Source organism: Paraburkholderia lebeckiae, assembly GCF_014201005.1.
In the GTDB taxonomy this organism is placed as follows: Bacteria; Pseudomonadota; Gammaproteobacteria; order Burkholderiales; family Burkholderiaceae; genus Paraburkholderia; species Paraburkholderia tuberum.
This window is the reverse complement of sequence record NZ_JACHDK010000004.1, coordinates 257,519-275,764: the sequence shown is the minus strand read 5'-3', so window position 1 is coordinate 275,764 and position 18,246 is coordinate 257,519. Positions and strand designations below refer to the sequence as shown.

At 62.3% G+C, this 18,246-nt stretch carries 17 protein-coding genes and 1 pseudogene; 11 read left to right on the top strand and 7 right to left on the bottom strand.

Annotation, left to right across the window (positions count from 1 at the left end):
• Window positions 1-42: 42 nt before the first annotated feature.
• The 3 genes from HDG39_RS10465 (at window position 43) to HDG39_RS10455 (ending at window position 4,335) form a co-directional block, all read left to right on the top strand.
• Window positions 43-1,209 carry a mandelate racemase/muconate lactonizing enzyme family protein gene (locus tag HDG39_RS10465; RefSeq protein ID WP_184005633.1) on the top strand — a complete coding sequence of 389 codons (1,167 nt, stop codon included), beginning with the start codon at window positions 43-45 and terminating at the stop codon, window positions 1,207-1,209.
• A gap of 146 nt (window positions 1,210-1,355) precedes the next feature.
• Entirely contained in the window at window positions 1,356-2,726 is a 1,371-nt protein-coding gene (gene dctA, locus HDG39_RS10460) for a C4-dicarboxylate transporter DctA (protein WP_184005631.1), read from the top strand.
• Window positions 2,727-2,787: 61 nt separating this feature from the next.
• Window positions 2,788-4,335, top strand: coding sequence for a methyl-accepting chemotaxis protein (locus HDG39_RS10455; RefSeq protein WP_184005908.1), 1,548 nt, complete (start codon window positions 2,788-2,790; stop codon window positions 4,333-4,335).
• A 34-nt stretch (window positions 4,336-4,369) separates the two neighbouring features.
• Here the strand turns inward: HDG39_RS10455 and HDG39_RS10450 are convergent, their stop codons facing one another.
• The 4 genes from HDG39_RS10450 to HDG39_RS10435 form a co-directional block, all read right to left on the bottom strand.
• On the bottom strand, window positions 4,370-5,893 hold the full coding sequence (locus tag HDG39_RS10450; protein WP_184005629.1) for an ATP-binding cassette domain-containing protein: 1,524 nt from the start codon (window positions 5,891-5,893) through the stop codon (window positions 4,370-4,372).
• Entirely contained in the window at window positions 5,890-6,816 is a 927-nt protein-coding gene (locus HDG39_RS10445) for a branched-chain amino acid ABC transporter permease (RefSeq protein ID WP_184005627.1), read from the bottom strand. Before HDG39_RS10445 ends, HDG39_RS10450 begins: the two co-directional genes overlap by 4 nt.
• Before the next feature lie 23 nt (window positions 6,817-6,839).
• The gene (locus HDG39_RS10440) at window positions 6,840-7,715 is read right to left on the bottom strand and encodes a branched-chain amino acid ABC transporter permease (RefSeq protein ID WP_184005625.1); all 876 of its coding nucleotides are present in this window, start codon (window positions 7,713-7,715) and stop codon (window positions 6,840-6,842) included.
• Window positions 7,716-7,806: 91 nt separating this feature from the next.
• Window positions 7,807-9,072: an ABC transporter substrate-binding protein gene (locus tag HDG39_RS10435; RefSeq protein ID WP_184005623.1), complete on the bottom strand. Its 1,266-nt coding sequence runs from the start codon at window positions 9,070-9,072 to the stop codon at window positions 7,807-7,809.
• Window positions 9,073-9,463: 391 nt separating this feature from the next.
• Here HDG39_RS10435 and HDG39_RS10430 point away from each other — a divergent pair.
• The 6 genes and pseudogenes from HDG39_RS10430 to HDG39_RS35030 all read left to right on the top strand — a co-directional run.
• Window positions 9,464-9,712, top strand: a pseudogene (locus HDG39_RS10430) (ABC transporter substrate-binding protein); the annotation flags it as partial.
• Between the two features lie 144 nt (window positions 9,713-9,856).
• Window positions 9,857-10,018, top strand: a complete 162-nt coding sequence (locus tag HDG39_RS35035; protein ID WP_260327680.1) for a hypothetical protein — start codon at window positions 9,857-9,859, stop codon at window positions 10,016-10,018.
• Between the two features lie 55 nt (window positions 10,019-10,073).
• Window positions 10,074-10,379: a phosphatidylinositol-specific phospholipase C domain-containing protein gene (locus HDG39_RS35620; RefSeq protein WP_311666754.1), complete on the top strand. Its 306-nt coding sequence runs from the start codon at window positions 10,074-10,076 to the stop codon at window positions 10,377-10,379.
• A gap of 1,837 nt (window positions 10,380-12,216) precedes the next feature.
• Window positions 12,217-12,960, top strand: a complete 744-nt coding sequence (gene phbB, locus HDG39_RS10415; protein WP_184005622.1) for an acetoacetyl-CoA reductase — start codon at window positions 12,217-12,219, stop codon at window positions 12,958-12,960.
• Window positions 12,961-13,263: 303 nt separating this feature from the next.
• Window positions 13,264-13,530: a hypothetical protein gene (locus HDG39_RS10410; RefSeq protein ID WP_184005620.1), complete on the top strand. Its 267-nt coding sequence runs from the start codon at window positions 13,264-13,266 to the stop codon at window positions 13,528-13,530.
• 181 nt (window positions 13,531-13,711) lie between these two features.
• On the top strand, window positions 13,712-13,966 hold the full coding sequence (locus HDG39_RS35030) for a hypothetical protein (protein WP_260327678.1): 255 nt from the start codon (window positions 13,712-13,714) through the stop codon (window positions 13,964-13,966).
• A gap of 112 nt (window positions 13,967-14,078) precedes the next feature.
• Here the strand turns inward: HDG39_RS35030 and HDG39_RS10405 are convergent, their stop codons facing one another.
• Entirely contained in the window at window positions 14,079-14,456 is a 378-nt protein-coding gene (locus tag HDG39_RS10405; RefSeq protein WP_018422505.1) for a DUF3022 domain-containing protein, read from the bottom strand.
• Between the two features lie 225 nt (window positions 14,457-14,681).
• Here HDG39_RS10405 and HDG39_RS35025 point away from each other — a divergent pair, with 225 nt between their 5' ends.
• Complete coding sequence (locus HDG39_RS35025; RefSeq protein ID WP_260327677.1) at window positions 14,682-15,050, top strand: ATP-binding cassette domain-containing protein; 369 nt, start codon at window positions 14,682-14,684, stop codon at window positions 15,048-15,050.
• 33 nt (window positions 15,051-15,083) lie between these two features.
• Here the strand turns inward: HDG39_RS35025 and HDG39_RS10390 are convergent, their stop codons facing one another.
• Window positions 15,084-15,947: an alpha/beta fold hydrolase gene (locus tag HDG39_RS10390; protein WP_184005618.1), complete on the bottom strand. Its 864-nt coding sequence runs from the start codon at window positions 15,945-15,947 to the stop codon at window positions 15,084-15,086.
• A 108-nt stretch (window positions 15,948-16,055) separates the two neighbouring features.
• Between HDG39_RS10390 and HDG39_RS10385 the strand changes: the two genes are divergently transcribed.
• Entirely contained in the window at window positions 16,056-16,907 is an 852-nt protein-coding gene (locus HDG39_RS10385; RefSeq protein ID WP_026226163.1) for a LysR substrate-binding domain-containing protein, read from the top strand.
• A 177-nt stretch (window positions 16,908-17,084) separates the two neighbouring features.
• Here HDG39_RS10385 and HDG39_RS10380 read toward each other — a convergent pair whose 3' ends face one another.
• The gene (locus tag HDG39_RS10380) at window positions 17,085-18,215 is read right to left on the bottom strand and encodes an MBL fold metallo-hydrolase (RefSeq protein ID WP_184005616.1); all 1,131 of its coding nucleotides are present in this window, start codon (window positions 18,213-18,215) and stop codon (window positions 17,085-17,087) included.
• Window positions 18,216-18,246: the final 31 nt, after the last annotated feature.

Sequence of the window (18,246 nt, the reverse complement as noted above, 5' to 3'; positions counted from 1 at the left end):
CCGGCGTGGCTCAATAACTGTTCAACTCTTGGAGACAGTGGCGTGAGAATCGTTGAAATCCGCGAAAAAACCATTCCGATCAGTTCCCCGATCCGGAACGCCTACATCGACTTCAGCAAAATGACCTTGAGTCTCGTCGCGGTCGTCACGGACGTCATTCGCGACGGCAAGCCGGTGATCGGCTACGGCTTCAACTCGAACGGCCGTTACGGCCAGGGCAAGCTGATGCGCGAGCGCTTCATCCCGCGCCTGCTCGAGGCCGCCCCTGCCTCGCTGGTCGACGACTCCGGCGACAACCTCGATCCCCACAAGATCTGGGCGACGATGTTCATCAACGAGAAGCCCGGTGGCCACGGTGAGCGGTCCGTCGCCATCGGCACGATCGACATGGCCGTCTGGGACGCGGTGGCGAAAATCGCGGGCAAACCGCTGTTTCAGCTGCTCGCGGAACGGCACGGCAATGGCCAGGCCAACCGCAAGATCTTCGTCTACGCGGCGGGCGGCTACTACTATCCGGGCCAGGACCACGAAAAGCTCAAGGATGAGATGCGCAGCTACATCGACCGGGGCTACACGGTCGTGAAGAAGAAAATCGGCGGTGCCTCGCTCGACGAAGACCTGCGACGCATCGACTCGATCCTCAGCGTGCTGCAGGACGGCCAGAAGCTCGCGGTCGATGCCAATGGCCGCTTCGACCTCGATACGGCGATCAGGTATGCGAAGGCCCTGTCGCAGTACGACCTGTTCTGGTACGAAGAGGCGGGCGACCCGCTCGACTTCGAGTTGCAGGCGACGCTGCGCAACTACTATGACAAGCCGATGGCAACTGGCGAAAACCTGTTCTCGATGCAGGATGCTCGCAACCTGATCCGCTACGGCGGCATGCGCCCCGATCGCGACTGGCTGCAATTCGATTGCGCGTTGAGCTACGGCCTCGTTGAATATCTGCGAACGCTCGACATGCTGCATCAGCATGGCTGGTCGCGCAGCCGTTGTATTCCCCACGGCGGGCACCAGATGTCGCTGAACATCGCGGCGGGCCTCGGACTTGGCGGCAACGAATCGTACCCGGACCTGTTCCAGCCATACGGCGGCTTCCCCGACGGCGTTCGCGTCGATAACGGATACATCACGATGCCGGAGCTGCACGGCATCGGCTTCGAAGGCAAATCCGACCTCATCGCCGAGATGCGCAAGTTGGCTGAATAACGCGCGCTCGCAACGGCACCGACCAATATTCCCGGTTGAATGGCTTATATAAAGACGGAACGAAGCCGGCTCAATGCGGCCTTTCCACGCTACCGCGTGGGAGGGCCGCATTTTCCCTTTGAAGACGCCATGCACAGGAGACAGACATGCCCGTATCGAAAGTAAGAAGAGCACTTTCCAAGCTGTACGTTCAGGTCCTCATCGGGATCGTGGCCGGTGTCCTGCTCGGCCACTTCTACCCCGAGCTCGCCTCGCAGATGAAACCGCTGGGCGACCTGTTCATCAAGCTGATCCGGATGCTGCTTGCACCGATCATCTTTGCATCGGTCGTGGTCGGGATTGCGCGCATGAACGACCTTCATCAAGCGGGCCGGGTTGGCGTGAAAGCCCTCCTGTATTTCGAACTGGCGTCGACCATTGCGCTGATAGCGGGAATGATAGTCGTCAATGTCATCAAACCCGGCAGCGGAATGAACATCGATCCCTCGCAGATCGATGCCGCCGCGATTTCGACCTACACGCACGCGGCGCAGCAACACGGCATGCTCGACTTCTTCATGAGCATCGTTCCGAATAGCATCGTCGGGGCATTCGCCAACGGCGAGATGCTTCCCATCATTTTCTTTTCAGTCCTGCTCGCCATCTCGCTGGCAAAGCTCGGACCTCGTGCCGCGCCATTCGTCGACATGCTCGACATGTTCCTTCAAGGAATGTTCGGCGTCGTGCGAATCGTCATGTACGTTGCTCCGATCGGCGCGTTCGGGGGCATGGCCTTCACCATCGGCAAATACGGCATCGGCACGTTGGCATCGTTCGGCGAGTTGATGCTTTGTCTGTATCTGACTTCGTTCTTCTTCGTGTTCGTCGTGCTCGGCCTCGTCATGAAAATGTGCGGGCTGTCGCTGTGGAAGTTTCTCCGCTACATCAGGGACGAGATTCTGATTACGCTCGGCACGGCGTCGACGGAAGCGGTGTTGCCGCAGATGCTGATCAAGATGGAGGCGATGGGCTGCGCTCGCCCAGTGGTCGGCATGGTCTTGCCCACCGGCTACACGTTCAATGCCGATGGAACGGCGATTTATCTGACGATGGCGGCCTTGTTCATCGCCCAGGCGATGAACGTCCACCTGAGCATCTGGGACCAGTTGCTCGTGCTCGGCGTACTGCTGCTCACGTCGAAGGGCTCTGCGGGTGTGGCCGGGGCGGGATTCGTCGCACTGGCCGCGACGCTCGCCTCGATGCACAAGATTCCCGTGGAAGGCCTCGTGCTGCTGCTCGGCGTGGACCGCTTTCTCAACGAGGCGCGCGCAGTCACGAACCTGATCGGCAATGGCGTTGCCACCGTCGTCGTCGCTCGCTGGGAGGGGCAACTCGACAGGAACCTGGCGCGCGCGGTGCTGGATCGCGACAATACGCCTCACTTCCGCACACCTGATCCTGCCGCGCAACCGGCGACGCCGCCGGCACCGACGACCGAAGCTGCCGCGGTTCTCGACGGCTCGCCGAATCATCGCTAGAACTGAACTTTTCCGGGTCAGTGCCGTTAATGCAGAGACATCTCACTCCACCGAATTCAGCATGAAACTGACCATCAAGTTCCGTCTTCTCGCCTCACTCGCCTTGCTCGGGTTCCTGCTGACGGTGACCGGCGTGCTGGGGATCGCCGGCATGCGTGGTTCAAACCATGCCGTTGCGCAGGCGTACACGAACGACGTGGCTGCCGCAACCGCGCTCGGCAAGTCCAACCTGAACCTGACGGTAGTGCGTACCACGCTCGACCGCGTGCTGCTGCACCCGGAAGCAGCGGACAGAGCCGCGCTCATCGATAAGGCGCGCAACTATCTTGCGGTCTCCGACAAGGCCTGGAAAGAGTACCGCGCACTGCCCGTTTCCGAGGCCGAGGCGGCCTTGTCGAAGGCCGTGGCCGACGCCCGTGAAGCGATGCTGCAGGGCGCACTCGAGCCGATGATGGACGCGATGAGCCGTGGCGATCATGAAGCCGCCGACCACGATGCGATGGTCTTGATGCCACCGCTGTCGGCGGCTCTCACGCAGAAAACCGCGGATCTGGACAAGTTTCGCAACGAGCAGGGTAATGTGCGTTACAAGACGGCACAGGACCGCTATGACACCCTCGTGACAATTACCGGAATCGCGATCGCCGTCGGTCTTCTGACCTGCGTCACCTGCGGTTTCACGCTGCTTCGCGCAATCGCGCGCCCGATCGATATGACGGTGCGTCATGTCGAGCGACTCGCTCAGGGTGACATGTCGCAGCAATTGCGCTTCGACAGTGATGACGAAATGGGTCGCCTCGTCAGAAGCGTCGGGCAGATGCAGAAGGACATCGGCACGATGATCGAACAGATCGCGCGCGGCAGCGAGTCGATCGCATCCGCGACCCAGCAGATCTCGGCCGGCAACGCGGACCTGTCGGCGCGCACCGAGTCGCAGGCGGCGTCCATCGAGGAAACGGCGGCGAGCATGGAGCAACTCACCAATGCCGTCACGGAGAACGCCGCGCACGCGCGTGAAGCGCGCGAGCTGGCCGACGCGACGAAGGCGACGGCCGGTGCGGGTGCGGACGTGGTGCGTCAGGTCATCGCCGCGATGAGCGACATTCACGACGGTGCGAAGAGGATGGGCGAGATCATTGGCGTGATCGAAGGCATCGCCTTTCAAACCAACATCCTTGCGTTGAATGCGGCTGTCGAGGCGGCTCGCGCCGGAGAGGAAGGACGTGGCTTTGCCGTCGTCGCTGGCGAGGTGCGCAATCTCGCCCAGCGCTCAGCGACAGCGGCGAAGGAAATCAAGGAGCTTATCGACGCGTCGACAGCCCGCGTCGCGGACGGTTCGCGCCTGGTCGGTCGGGCCGGTGAGACCATGGGCGAAGTACAGACGGCCGTCAGCCGCGTCACGTCGATCATGAGCGACATCGCGACGGCCTCGGCCGAACAGAGCGATGGCATCGAGGAAGTCAATCGGGCGATTACGCAGATGGACCAGATGTCGCAGCAAAATGCCGCGCTGGTCGAGCAGGCAGCCGCCGCGGCCGCATCGCTGACCGAGCAGACCGGTCTGTTGACGAAGGCGGCTGGTCGATTTCGCTTTGCGTCCCTGTCCTGATGCCGCGCTACGGGCTCGCCCGCCGCTGCTGGCCTTAGCTGCGCGCGTCGCCGGAGGTCGTGGCGTCGGGCTCACCGGTAGGCGCCGCCTCGAGAAAGCCGCGCCCCATCTCAGCCTCGAAGCGCGAAGCGCTGCCCTCCCAGATGATGCGTGCATGTTCGAGCACGTAGACACGGTCCGCATGCGGCAGCGCAAACCTGACGTTCTGCTCGCCCAGCAATACGGTAATGGGCGTGGACTTTTGCAGCGAATCCAGCGCTTTCGACAATTGTTCGAGAATCACGGGCGCGAGCCCCAATGTCGGTTCGTCGAGAATCAGCAGCTTCGGCTGAGACATTAGCGCGCGCGCGATCGCGAGCATTTGCTGCTCGCCGCCGGAAAGCGTGCGCGCGGTTTGGCCCTGGCGCGATTTCAGGATCGGAAAGAGATCGAACAGCCACGACAGCTGTTTGGCGCGCATAGTATCGGCGAGACGATATCCGCCGAGTTCGAGATTCTCGCGTACCGTCATGTCGCCGAACAGCTCGCGCGTTTCCGGGCATTGCACGAGGCCGGCGCGCGAGATCGCGGCTCCGCTGCTACCGCGCAGATCGCGCCCGTCGAAGCGAATCGTCCCCTTGTACGGCACGAGGCCCGACAGCGCGTTGAAAAGCGTCGTCTTGCCCGCGCCGTTCAGACCGACAACCGATACGAACTCGCCCTCGCGCACTTGCAGACTGACGTCGTCGAGTGCGCACGCCTTGTCGTATAGCACACGCACGCCGGTCACCTCGAGGATCGTCGACCTGGCAATGCCCGCGGCTCCGCTGCGCTGGCGCAACTCCAGCTTGCCGCCCAGATAAACCCGGCGCACCGTCTCGTTCTGCATCACTTGTTCGGCGGTGCCCTCGGCGACATGCTCGCCAAGGTACATCGCGAGCACGCGGTCGGCGAGCGCGGACAGACTTTTGACGTTGTGATCGACCAGCAGCACCGCGCGGCCCTCGGCGCGAAAGCCGCGAATCAGCTCGGAAAACGCCTCCGATTCCGCCACCGTCAGTCCCGCGAACGGCTCGTCCACCAGCACGACCTGCGGGTCGCGCGCAATCGCTTTGGCCATCTCCATGCGGCGCAGATCCGCAAATGGCAGTGTCGCGGGATGCCGATGCATGACGGTGGCAAGGCCCACACGCGCGGCAATTTCCTGCGCACGCTGGTGTACGTGCGGTTCGGCGGCCAGCTTGACCAGCGAATCTGGAAGCAGCGCGAGCTTGATGTGTTCCAGCACCGTCTGCCGATGGAGCGGCCGCGAATGCTGAAACACGATGCCCACGCCCACGCGCGCGATCCGGTGCGGCGCCCAGCCGGCCATCTCCACGCCATTCACCTTGACCGACCCCGCGTTGGGCCGCTCGATCCCCATGATCAGTTTCATGACGGTGGACTTGCCCGAGCCGTTTGGTCCGATCAGGCCCAGAATCTCGCCGGGCCGGATGTCGAAGCCGATATCCCTGACGGCGACGAGACCGCCGAAGCGCTTGGTCAGTCCGCGTACGGAGAGCAGCGGCGTGTCGTTCATTGGCGCTCCCTCGCACGCAGCAGATTGCCGAGCAGACCGTCTGGAAAGAACAGCAGCGCCGCCAGTGCGACCGCCGCGACGACGAATGTGTTGAGCTGGCCGAGCGGGCGCAGAAACTCGCCGGCGACGATCAGGAAGATCGAGCCGAGCACCGCGCCGAGTATCGTGCGGCGTCCGCCGAGCACGGCCGCGATGATGATCTGAACTCCCACGCTGAGATCCACCACCGTGCTCACGGAGGCCGTGCCCTGGTAGAACACCAGCATCGCGCCGGCCACACCGGAGAAAACGGCGCTGATGCAAAAGGCCACGAGCTTGTGTCGCGTGACATTGAAACCCAGCGCCTGCGCGCCGGTCGCGTCCTGGCCGCTTGCCTGCAGAATCAGACCGACTGCCGAACGCGACAGGCCGAACAGCAGGACGGCGCAAACGATCAGGAACGCGAGCGCGATCCAGTAGTTATGGTTCGCATCGATCGACATCACGTCCGGCACCATCATGCCGATCTCGCCGCCAGTTATGCCCGCAAAGATCACGATGGCGTTCTGCAGCAGCAGCACGGCCACGAGCGTAACCAGCCCGAAGTAAGGACCGCGCAACCGCAGCGCGGGCACCGCCAGCAGCAGGCCGCCCACCAGCGCGACGACGCCGCCAGCGAGCACGCAAACGGGTATGGGCAGACCCCATCTGGCGTCGAGGATCGCGGCCGAATAGGCGCCGAGTCCGATCAGGAACGTCGGCCCGAAGTTGACCTCGCCGGCAAAACCGAACAACAGGTCCCACGACATGGCGAACACGCCGAAGTAATACGCAACCGTGAGCACGCCGAGGATGTAGCCCGAAAGCCACCACGGCAGCGTCGCCGCCATCGCGGCGAGCGCAACGGCAATCCATGCGCCACGCGAACGGAGAAGAACGGACATGGGGATACGCTCCATTCGCACTGTTAGCGGCGTCCCAGGAAGCCCTGGGGTCTTACATACACCACGAGCACCAGCAGCAGCAACGCGGGCAGCGGCCGCAGGGTCGGCGCGATCAGATAGGCCGTCATGGTTTCCAGATAACCGACGACATATGCGGCCATCAGCGAACCGGACACGCTGCCGAGCCCGCCCAGCACCACAATGGAGAATGCGCTGGCCGTGAGCTGCCCGGCATTGTTGGTGCTCACGCCGAGGAACGAAGCGAGCAGCACGCCCGCGACGCCGGCCAGCACCCCATAGATGCTCCACGCGAGAAGATAGATTCGCGAGAGTTCGAAACCGAGCAGCGTGAGACCACGAGGGTTCATCGAAGCCGCGAGCAGCGCCTTGCCCACGCGCGTGCGGTTCACGAACAGCCACAACATGCCGATCACGGCCCAGCAGACCACCGCGATCATGATTTCGTTGAACGGCACGCGCACGCTGCCGACCATCGCCACACCGCTGATCAGCGGGCGCATCGTCACCGGGTTGTCGGTGAAGAGCCACGCCATGCCCTGCTGGATCATGATGCCCCACAGCAGCGTGCCGGTGAGCACGAAGATTTCCTTCTCTTCGCCGGGAATCGCGGCCGAGCGTTGAATGGGCCGCACCACCATCAGGTAGGTGACGAAGGCCGTCACGAGACCCGCCAACACGCCGAGCAGCGTGCCGAGATAGGTGCCAAGTCCCGCCTCGCCCGCGAGCATCCAGCCCATCAGCGCCGCGACCAGCATCACGCCGCCGTGCGCGAGATTCAAGATGCCGGAGACGCCGAAGATCAACGTGAAACCGATCGCGCCCAGCGCGTAGAGGGAACTGATTGCAAAGCCGTCGACGAGAATCTGCAGTAGCAACATGCCCGGCCTTTCATGTTGGTTAAGGTGTCGATGCGTGCGCTGTCCGGGCCTTCGCTATGCGCGGGTCCGGACAGTCGCGATCTTCGCGCTGCTAGTTCGCGCTTGCCTGCTGCACCTTGATGAAGGTCGGGAATTTGATCACGCCGTTGGCAATCGACCTGGGCCAGATCGCAACCTGCTTGCCGTTTTGCCATTGCAGGTCGATGCCCGTGATATAGCCGGGCCCGTACTTCAGCGCGTGCGTGAACTGATCGCTCTTGCCGTAGAACTGCCAGCGTCCGATCGTGCCCACGTAGTCGGTTTTCTCGAGTGCGTCGACCATCTGGTCCGGGTCGGTCGAGCCCTTGTTGCGCTTGATCGCGTCCGCGACGATGTAGACGAGGTCGTAGCTCGTGAAGCCGCAATACGCCGGAGAGACGCCGAACTTCTTCTGATACTCATCCGTAAAAGGTACCGTTTTCGGCGTGATCGCCACGCCCGGCGCCGCGGCCGAGGCCGTGATCACGCCTTCCGTCGCGCCGTTCGTGTCCTTCCAGAAGCTCGTGGTCGTGGCCTGCGAGCTTTGGCCCGACATCGGGATCGGCACCTGCTGGTCGTGCCATTGCACGGTCGGCTGCACGCCAACGTGGCTGATGCCGGTGGTGATCGTGTCGGGGTGCTTCGCCTCGATCTGGTTGAAGATCGGCGTGAAGTCGGAAGTGTCAGGATTGAAGCGGATGTGATCGAGCACCTGAAGTCCCGCTTTGGGCAGGCATTCGAGGTAGCGTTCGTCGAGCGGCTTGGTCCACGCCGCGTCCTCGCTCATGACGACCGTCGTTTTCATCTTGAACTGGCCGACCAGAACGTCGTGTGAGAAGTCGCAGATGGACTGCGCGATGAACGCCGACGTCATCCAGCCGTGGAACGTGTACTTGTAGTGGTCGTAGTCGTCGTGAACGTGCTTCGAAATGTCGTTGCTAGCCGCGCCGGGAGTGATGAAGGGCACCTTCAGACGTCCCGACCACGGCTCCATCGCGAGCGCCACTTCGCTGATGTAGCTGCCGATCACAGCGACCACCTTGTCCTGGGTCGCTGCGCGCTGGAAGGCGCGCACGCCGTCCGAAGCCGATGAATGGTCGTCGTAAGCAACGATCTGGATGGGCCGGCCATCGACGCCACCGCTGGCGTTGATCTGGTCCGCGGCGAGTTGCGCCGCCTTGCTGATCGAAGCGCCCGCCACCGAGGATTCTTCGCTGATCACGCCGATCTTGATCGGCTCTGCCGCGGCATGGGCGCCTGCCGCCAGACCGAGGCCCGCCGCTGCCATCCCCGTCGCGACGACGCAATGAAGGTTTCGCCACACGTTGTTCCTGGACATCATGCATCTCCGATTCGAAAGGATCGTTGAGCAACATTTGCCCGCCACATCGCAGCATTTGAAGAATGCGCACACAACAATATTCACCAGCCTTGCAGCGCTCAATCGGTACAAACGATGAGCGGGTCCCTACGGATTTCATGGTGCAGAGCGGAAAAAATTTCACTGCGCGCGCCGCCGGACGCGGTGTGTCCAAAGTGAGAGCGATGGCTATGGCCCGCGAGATTCGCGGCCTTCTTCCTCTCGCTCATTCGTCATCCGAAGCATTGTGGCCGCATCGCTTCGCGGGTTTGTGCGGCGGTTCAATGGACCAACCCGCGCCATGATCAGCTTCAAGAGCCATGGCTTCAATGATCCAGCGGACGGCCCTGTTCGCCTGCCTCCGCGCGTGCTCGACGTTCCGCCGACGCGCAAGAGCGTCTTCGTCAATCCGACGCTCGTCAAGCAATATCGCGGGTACCCGGACCAGCTGAAGGCGCTCGAAGCGGGCCGTGCGCGGCCTCGCGTGAAAGACTGGCAGCAGATCGAGGGGATTCTCGGCGACGCGTTGCAACTCGCGCTGACGGGGCAGGCCGCGCCCGGCGCAGCCTTGCATCAGGCGGTGCAGAAGATCGCCCAGGCCAACGCCGCATTGCAGTGACAGCGCTGACAAGCGTGGGAAAGAGTCGATGAGCGGGTTGCGACGTTATCTGCCGCTGATCGTAGTGATGAGTCCAGCCGCGCTCGTGCTCGGCTTGCTGGCGCTCTACCCGGTGGCGCGCGTGCTGATCGATTCGTTTTCTCCGTGAATTACGCGTCGGGGCATCGCTCGTTCATCGGGCTCGCCAACTATCGATCGGTCATTGCGGACGGCAAGTTCGGCACGAGTTTCGTCAATACGATCCAGTTCATGAGCGGGACCTCGCTCGCTGAAGTCTGCAATGCGGCATGGCCCAGTCGGTGCTGAACTCGGTGTGGGGATGTCGGCCATCGATGGCAGCCGCTTGCTGTCCGCACTGACCTTGACGGGCGGCCACGACACCTGCGCCTACACGGTCGATGACCGGCTCGCGCGCACGCAGCATGCCACGCTCGACGATCAGTTGCACCATGGCGTGCGGGTCCTCGACATCCGCTGCCGCCATGTGCGTGATCGCTTCGCGATTCATCACGGCGGCATCCCGCTGGGTCTGACTTTCGACGATGTGGTGCGGACATGCGCTCAGTTTTTCGCGCTTCGCCGCGGCGAATGTATCGTCATGTCCGTCAAGGACGAATGGCCCGCGCGTGACTGCGCCCGCGCGTTTGCCGCGACCTTCGAATGGTAGGTGGAAAGACATACGGATGTGCGCTGGCACCTTGCTTCCGGGCGGCCGCTGCTGGAGGCGGTACGCGGGAGCATCGTGCTACTGCGGCGCTTCGCAAGTGAAGAGCCGCTCGGCATCGACCTGACAGTCTGGCCCGAGAACGCGACGTTCGATATAGATGTCGTGCCGGCGCCGACATTGATCGCTTACCAATGGCGCACCATCGATTCACTGTTGAACCTCGCCCCCGCTCTGTGCGGCGAACGGTGGGTCATCAACTTTTGCAGCGGAAGGGGATGGCGGCGGCGCCGGTCGTCGTGGAGTGTGGCGATACACGGCATCGCGGCATTCACGAGCAACTTGCGGAGCGACTCGCGGCTCGTCCGGAACCATGCGGGCCGCCGATGCTCGACTTTCGCGACTGGCAGGACTGGCGCCTCGTTGATGCGTTGATCGACTGCAACTGGAGCCGATAAGGTTTCGCTGCGGGTATGACGTTGCCCGCGAACGTCAGCGCGGTTCCTTGTTTGCCCGAGGCTGCCGCGGTGGCTGCTTCGATTCTTGTCCGCGTTGCGCCGGTTCACGCGTACAGGCGTCCGGCGGCTTGGCATAAGGAACGTCTTCGCGGCAACACGCATAGATCGGAAATCCATACGCGTTCGTGCCGACGATGGTCGTTGGCCCGTGAAGCGGGCACACCGCCTTCATGACGCCTCCTTGAAACTCATCGATCAATCGCTTCCATCTTACGCTCGCGTGCGAACGGTGTTCTAGCCACGCCGCAGCGTTCGCCATTCTCGACAGCACGCGCCGGGGACGAGCGACGCTACCTGGGTAGCCGCCCTCTCGTGCAGCGAGCCGCCCGGGCCCCAGGCAGGAGTGCCTGATAGGGTCGGCTGAATTGTCATTTCTTGCATACCATGCAATGATGCAATCCCGTGGGGCCCACTGCAGTGTCCTGTCATTTCGGCCATTGTCGTGACATTGTTGGGGTGCTCTATAAAGCAATCGGAGAGCGCGCTCATCATCGCTGGCCATTCGCGTCCTTCATTCGCACGTTTAAACGTCGACTTAGCTCGACTACGACCCTAACAGCCGATCTTTCGGAATAGGGTATTCACCTAGCCCTTCTTCTCAAAAATTTAACAATTTGAAGTTAGAATGAATGTTCTAAAATCGATTGTTATGTCATTTCATGACAGTTGAAGTAGCGGGCAAAGCATCAGGTCAGCGGCACGGCCGGCCTGACGAGGGTTATGGCCAACTGATCGGCCGCGACCCGATGATGAACACCGTGCCGTCATTCGACTGTCGAATACCGACGATCAGAAGTGCGATCCGGGCCGAACTGCTTTTGTAGTGTTTATTTAGTCTTACTAATAACACTTTTGCTCCGGAATCCTTTCCGACCGACATTCAGCACATTCATTGCGCATGTCGTCTCCGGGGCAAGCGGGTTCGAAATCCATCCATGGAGAAGCAATGAGAGACCTTTCGTCCGAAGTTTTGCTGAAATTCTGCCGAACGAATGCGTCGATTTTTCTTTCGCTCGCCAGCGAAGCGTTTGAAGGGCACAGAAACTCGCCAACCTGAACCGGCAGGCGAGAAACACCTTTCGGGGCATCTGGAATCTTTGAGCAGTGCGCCGGCGCGGCATGTCGCCGCGAGCTGACGCACCGGGCTCCATTCGCGCAATACCACAAGCCTATAAAAACCCGCGCAGTTCAATCAATGCCGCGGCCGTTCCTCCCTCGACGCTGGAGGCGGCAGCGCGTTGTGGCAAAGCAATGGCGGGGTGTGCGAGACGGCCATTGGGTATTTACGATCCTCGCAGACATTACGATCACGGACGGAAACGATGACGAAACGAATCGTAGTAGTAACGGGCGGCATGGGCGGCCTGGGAGAAGCGATCAGTACGAAACTGCACGACGCAGGGTATGCGGTGGTAGTCACGCACTCGCCGAACAACACCGGTGCGGACAAATGGCTGGCTGACATGGAAACTCAGGGCCGGAGCTTCCGCGCTTACCCGGTCGATGTGGCCGACTACGACTCATGCCTGCGTTGCGCGGACAAGATTCGGGCGGAGGTCGGCCCGGTCGACATCCTGGTCAACAACGCGGGGATCACGCAAGACATGACCCTCAGGAAGATGGACAAGGTGAACTGGGATGCGGTCATTCGCACGAACCTCGATTCGATCTTCAACATGACCAAGCCGCTGTGCGAAGAGATGGTCGCACGAGGCTGGGGGCGCATCGTCAATATTTCGTCCGTCAACGGTTCAAAAGGCTCGGTCGGCCAGACCAACTACGCCGCGGCCAAGGCCGGCATGCACGGCTTCACCAAGTCGCTAGCACTGGAAGTGGCGCGCAAAGGGGTCACCGTCAACACGATTTCGCCGGGCTACCTGGCCACCAAGATGGTTACCGCGATTCCGCAGGAGATCCTCGATACGAAGATCCTGCCGCATATCCCGATGGGACGTCTCGGCAAGCCCGAGGAAGTCGCGGCGCTCGTGCTCTATCTCTGCTCGGACGATGCCGGCTTCGTGACCGGCTCCAATATCGCGATCAACGGTGGCCAGCACATGCAGTAACGCGACACGCCGCGCCGGTACGCCCCGGAACATCGGACCAAGCGGCGTGAACCATTCACGCAACACCCCTGTGCTTCCATGAGAGGAACGTGTCATGAGTGAGACCTGGATGGGCCTGATCATTGGGGGCTCGGCCCTCAGCATCGCAATGCTGATGGTGATTGATCACTATCGCCGTGAGCGCAGACGGGCACGACTGCTACGACATCTGGATCATCATGAGTGGTGGCATCAACCGCGCGGGCGAATGTAGGCGCATCGTCCGTGCCAATAACAAATCAGATACATCGAGAGGGCTGAAGAATGACACCGGAAACCACCGGACAACTAAAGGCCACAGGCCATCAGATTACGGTTCGTACGAGGCGCGGCTGCATGCGGGTCGCCGCGGTGTGGCAGGTATTGATGCCGGTCGCAGATGCCATCGAGGACGTACGGATTACGAGCAACCGCAAACATGACGTCGAAGACATGACGATCGCGTTTGCCGACAGGCTCTCCGGATCGCTGCACACCGTTCTCAGGCAGTTCCAGACGATGCCGTGGGTGGCCGCCGCGGAGCTTTGCTGAACACCGGGGCCGTGCCGCTTGCAATGGGTCGCGTCGCCACGCGACCCCGCGCGCGTCATGCTACCTGGCCCGCCGGGTAGCTGGCGGGCGCGCGCCCCGCATGGGTTGTTTGGCACGAACCGGCCAATTGAAGCCGGACGTATACGACCGGACCCAGCCGGTCACCACCTGAGAGAAGTGGATGAAAACAACAATCAAGAAAGGGCCCCCGGACAGGGAGAGCCCCTATACACCCCTGACCGCTGGAGATGCGATTTCCCATCTCGAACGGATCCTGTCCTCCGATGGCGCGGATTCGTTGTTCAGCCGGACCTACTGGCGCGCGCGTGTTCAGCAGGTGAGCGCTACTCAAGGACTGACTCCGCAGCAGCAGGCAAGGCTCGTGAAGTTGCTCGAGTCGCTCCCGCCCCCGGTCCCGAGCGAAGAATCATCCTAGTCACTTTTCGACCTCGCTACATCGTGGAGATTCGGGCGCAACTCGATTGGCAGGCGGCTGCCGGCTCGGACAGCCAATCGCCAATCCGCGGTCGGACGCCGTCCGCGATGGATCAGAGCTGATCGTCGACATCCAGCAGCCGATCCTCCACCTGCAGGTCTTCGGCGCACTCTCCCCGCAAGGGCAGCTCACCGCCTTCCGCTCGGAGTCGATCGCGGACCATTTGGCAGAGGCGTTCGCGCACGAGGATACGTTGTGCCGTGTCCATCTGCGCGTAACGCTGAATCTGCGAATCCGAAAAGTGGAGTGTGAGCACGCATCGCGCATCCAGCGTCGTGTCGCCATGGGACTCGACGACCCAGGAGGCCTGGATGAAGAACGTCCGGCCGTCGTCGTAGCTGCTGATCGCGGGCGCCTTCGGCGACTCGAATAGCGTGGAAAGAGCCAGTTCGATTTCTTCGACGCGCTGGTTCAGATCGATGTCTTTCATTGAAAGTCCTCCTTTTGGTCGAGGGCCCGGTTGCATGGCATCGGGCGTCGTCGTGACCGCGGGGTCGCTCGACGCTGCGCCCGCGTCGCCCGCTGGCACGACGGCGCGCGCGTGTCCGCACTATGCGTGCCGGCTTTGCGCCTGGCCCCGCCGAATAGATGAATCGATGAATACGCGAGCAAGAACTGTGTCCGGCTGCCGCTGGCCGCCCAATGAAGAGGCAGCGTGCTTCGGCTGGAGCCGTCGAAATCGCTGGCGCGTCCGGAAGTGGGCTCGCGGCTCGTGAAGCAAAGCGCGGACTACGCCCGTGCCGTCGAACAGATCGTCGGCTTGCAAGCCGAAGGCCTCCGTAGTCAGGCTATCCAAACCCTGAACAAGGACCTGCTGCCGATCTACGTCGGTTACACGGCGATACTCGAGGACATCAACCAGCTCTCATTGATTCTGGTCGAGCAGAACGCGCGCAAGGCGCTGGGCATCACGCACAACGCCGTGGTGCTCGAGCGCGGCTCGGTCGTTCATTCGAGTACGGCGGCCGAGTTGCTGGCCCAGGATCACAAGATCGATACCTTGCTGGCCGTGTCTCGACATTAGAGGCGCGCGATGCGCCGGGCTGCGCCCTATGGGCTACGCCGCGAAAGTCGCAACCGCCCTGTTGAACGCATCCGGTCTCGCGACATTCATCCCATGCGACGCACCGTCGATCGTTTCGCGTTCAGCAAACTCGATCCACTGTTCGAGCTTGTCGACCGTATTGCGGAACATACGGGGACTTTTCTGGCCATCGATCAACAACGTACGGCACTTGATATCGCGCGCGGCTTCCGGCGTATAGGCGGGAAGCGGATCGAGCAACTGCTTTGGCAGCGTCAGCGCATTGTCGAGCGCCATGCGACGAAAGCTCTCCGGGCTTTTGTTCCAGAAACCCGGCATGCTCACCGAGTCGACGAACATCGACAAGCCGGCGTCGAACTCGCCCCGCTCGATCAGTTCCGCGACCCGTGCGCGCAACACGTTGGTCGCCGGCGGCATGAACGCGGGCTGCCCCCTCGGTTCGGTTTGCAGCGGGCCGCCGGGATCGGCTAGCGTCAGCGTTTTCACGAGGCGCGGAAATTCTCGCGCGAGATGGAAAGCCACGCACCCACCCCGCGAGTGACCGACCAGATGAACGGGAGCAAGGTCGAGCGCCGTGATGAATCCGGCAATTTCCTCGACATGCGCCTCCCAACTGAAGTCGCTGTGTCCAAATGCATCGATCTCGGGCCAGTAATGGCTCAAGCTCGGCGCGAAGCAGCGAAACCGGCCCGACAGGGAGGCCATCTGGGCGTCCCAATAGCGATAGTCGCAAAGCGAGCCGTGCACGAACACCATCGGCTCGCCGCGCCCGGACTCGACATACGGTATCGCAAGACTCGATGCGGTGGTCACAAACGATGGCGCGGACGCGCCAAAGGCCGAGGCCAGAATCGATGGGCTGATACGTGCATTCATCACTGGGCTCCTTTGCCGCCACTATCGAGGGTGTCTTCGCAAAAGAAAATCGCATAATATTGATGGAATCGATCTACTTTTCTGATATCAACGATCATGGCAACGGAAATGAAAGCGCTCGATCTGGACGTGCTGTCCATGATCATCGCGGTCGCGGACGCCGGCACGATCAGTCGCGCGGCGCAGGTCGTGCATCGTTCGCAATCGGCGGTGAGCATGCAGATCAAGACGCTCGAGACGGCGCTCGGCAAGGCGCTTTTCGTGCGCAAGCCTCGCAGCGTGGTGCCGACGCAGGACGGCGAAATGCTGTTGACCTACGCGCGACGGATGATCGCCCTGCGCGACGAAGCGTGGGCGGCGGTGGTACGGCCCGACGTGACCGGACGCGTGGTGATCGGCGTGCCTGACGACTATGCGACGTCACTGTTCCCGCCGATCCTCAAGAAATTCTCGGCGACCTATCCGAAGGCGGAGATTCAGGTAGTGGGCCTGCCAAGCGTCGCTCTCGAGCCCATGTTGAAGGACGGCACGGTCGATCTCGTCTGCGCGACGCGCGTGAAAGGATTGCACGGCGAGTTCCTGCGTCATGAACCGATGGTCTGGGCCGCCGCGCCAGGCGCGACCGAGATCTGGCGTGAAAGGCCCTTGCCCATCGCCGTGTTTTTGCCCGGCAGCGTCGCGCGGGAGAAAGCCATCCGGAGCCTGGAGCGCGCGCGCATCACGTATCGAACCTCGTATGAAAGTCCGAGTCTGCTGGGTCTGCTGACGATGGCCGAGGCCGGACTCGCGGTGACTCCTTTGGCCAAGTGCGCGGTACCGGCTCACTTCTCGCTGCTGGGAGCCGCGAATGGCCTGCCGGAAATCGGCACGCTTGAAGTCGTGCTGGCGCGAAGTGCTGCTTCGAAACGACCTGTGTGCGATTTTCTCGCGGAACGCATTCTCGCCGACCTGAAGAATTAACCCGCAGATCGACGGTTGCGTATCACGCCGCGGCGGACAGTTCCGACGGAGCGTACTTCGAGGTCGCGAGCGCTTCGGCGGGAACGGCAACGTGCCCGCGCCGCACCGGCGCGCCGCCGCGAAACAGTTCGCTCGGGCGCTCTCGTCCGCCGCAAAAACGTGGCGGTGCCAACGACCTCAGGACGACTCCCCCTCCTCGACCCCGCGCGACGCGCACATCCGCCACGAAGCCTTCGGCACTGGAGCGGTTTGCGCAACGTCGCGCCACCAGCGTTCGCCGCGATGCACCGCGGTCAAATCGAGCCGCTCGCCCATGCGCGGTGTCGACAGCGCGACGCCGCGCGCGAGCGCCAGCCCCGTCACCCTTTCGAACGGCTCCTGCCAGCGATGCATCGCGAGGTCGAAGGTGCCGTTATGGATCGGCACGAGCCAGCGGCCGCGCAGGTCGATATGCGCCTGCACGGTTTCTTCGGGCTGCATATGGACGTATGGCCACATCGCGTCGTACGCGCCGGTCTCGATCAACGTGACGTCGAATGGTCCGAGGCGCTCGCCGATCTCGCTGAAACCATCGAAGTAACCGGTGTCGCCACTGAAAAACACGCGCAAATCGTGATCGACGATCACCCACGACGCCCACAACGTCCGGTTGCCGTCGAACAGGCTGCGCCCGGAGAAGTGCTGCGCGGGCGTCGCGGTGAACTCGATGCCCTCGACCGCCGTGCCCTGCCACCAGTCGAACTGCCGGACCTTCGCCGCATCGATACCCCATTCGATGAGCCGGTCGCCGACCCCAAGCGGCGTCAAAAACACCTCGGTACGCTGCGCCAGTATCAGCACGGTTTCGCGGTCGAGATGGTCGTAGTGATCGTGCGACAGGATCACGCCGCGCAGCGGCGGCAAATCGTCGAGCGAGATCGGCGGCGCATGAAAGCGCTTCGGACCGAGATTGCGGAACGGAGACGCCCGCTCGGCGAACACGGGATCGGTCAGCCAGAACTTGCCGCGCAACTTCAGCAGCATCGTCGAATGACCGAGCCGGTACAGGCTGCGGTCGGGCGCCATGTCGAGTTGCGCGCGCGTCAGCGTTTCGACCGGCAACGCGTCGGCCGGCACGGTGCCGCTCGGCTTGTTGAACAACACCGTCCACGCTAGCCCGAGCGTTTTGCGCAGGCTGTCCGCCGGACGCGGCTTGACGTTGCGGAAGCGCTCGCCGTCATGCTGCGGCGACAGGCTGAACCTCGCGCGGCTGCGCTGTGCGGCGTTCACGCCGAGCATTCGGCGGACAAAAGCGGGAAGCGACGTCATGAAGTTGACCTTCGAAGAAAATTTACACTCG

Coding starts and splice junctions, on each gene's coding strand:
- HDG39_RS10435 (WP_184005623.1), bottom strand. CDS start 9,072: ATGTCCAGGAACAACGTGTGGCGAAACCTTCATTGCGTCGTCGCGACG.
- HDG39_RS10385 (WP_026226163.1), top strand. CDS start 16,056: ATGAAAGCGCTCGATCTGGACGTGCTGTCCATGATCATCGCGGTCGCG.
- HDG39_RS10390 (WP_184005618.1), bottom strand. CDS start 15,947: ATGAATGCACGTATCAGCCCATCGATTCTGGCCTCGGCCTTTGGCGCG.
- dctA (WP_184005631.1), top strand. CDS start 1,356: ATGCCCGTATCGAAAGTAAGAAGAGCACTTTCCAAGCTGTACGTTCAG.
- HDG39_RS10450 (WP_184005629.1), bottom strand. CDS start 5,893: ATGAACGACACGCCGCTGCTCTCCGTACGCGGACTGACCAAGCGCTTC.
- HDG39_RS10445 (WP_184005627.1), bottom strand. CDS start 6,816: ATGTCCGTTCTTCTCCGTTCGCGTGGCGCATGGATTGCCGTTGCGCTC.
- HDG39_RS10455 (WP_184005908.1), top strand. CDS start 2,788: ATGAAACTGACCATCAAGTTCCGTCTTCTCGCCTCACTCGCCTTGCTC.
- HDG39_RS10380 (WP_184005616.1), bottom strand. CDS start 18,215: ATGACGTCGCTTCCCGCTTTTGTCCGCCGAATGCTCGGCGTGAACGCC.
- HDG39_RS10410 (WP_184005620.1), top strand. CDS start 13,264: ATGACACCGGAAACCACCGGACAACTAAAGGCCACAGGCCATCAGATT.
- HDG39_RS10405 (WP_018422505.1), bottom strand. CDS start 14,456: ATGAAAGACATCGATCTGAACCAGCGCGTCGAAGAAATCGAACTGGCT.
- HDG39_RS35030 (WP_260327678.1), top strand. CDS start 13,712: ATGAAAACAACAATCAAGAAAGGGCCCCCGGACAGGGAGAGCCCCTAT.
- phbB (WP_184005622.1), top strand. CDS start 12,217: ATGACGAAACGAATCGTAGTAGTAACGGGCGGCATGGGCGGCCTGGGA.
- HDG39_RS10440 (WP_184005625.1), bottom strand. CDS start 7,715: ATGTTGCTACTGCAGATTCTCGTCGACGGCTTTGCAATCAGTTCCCTC.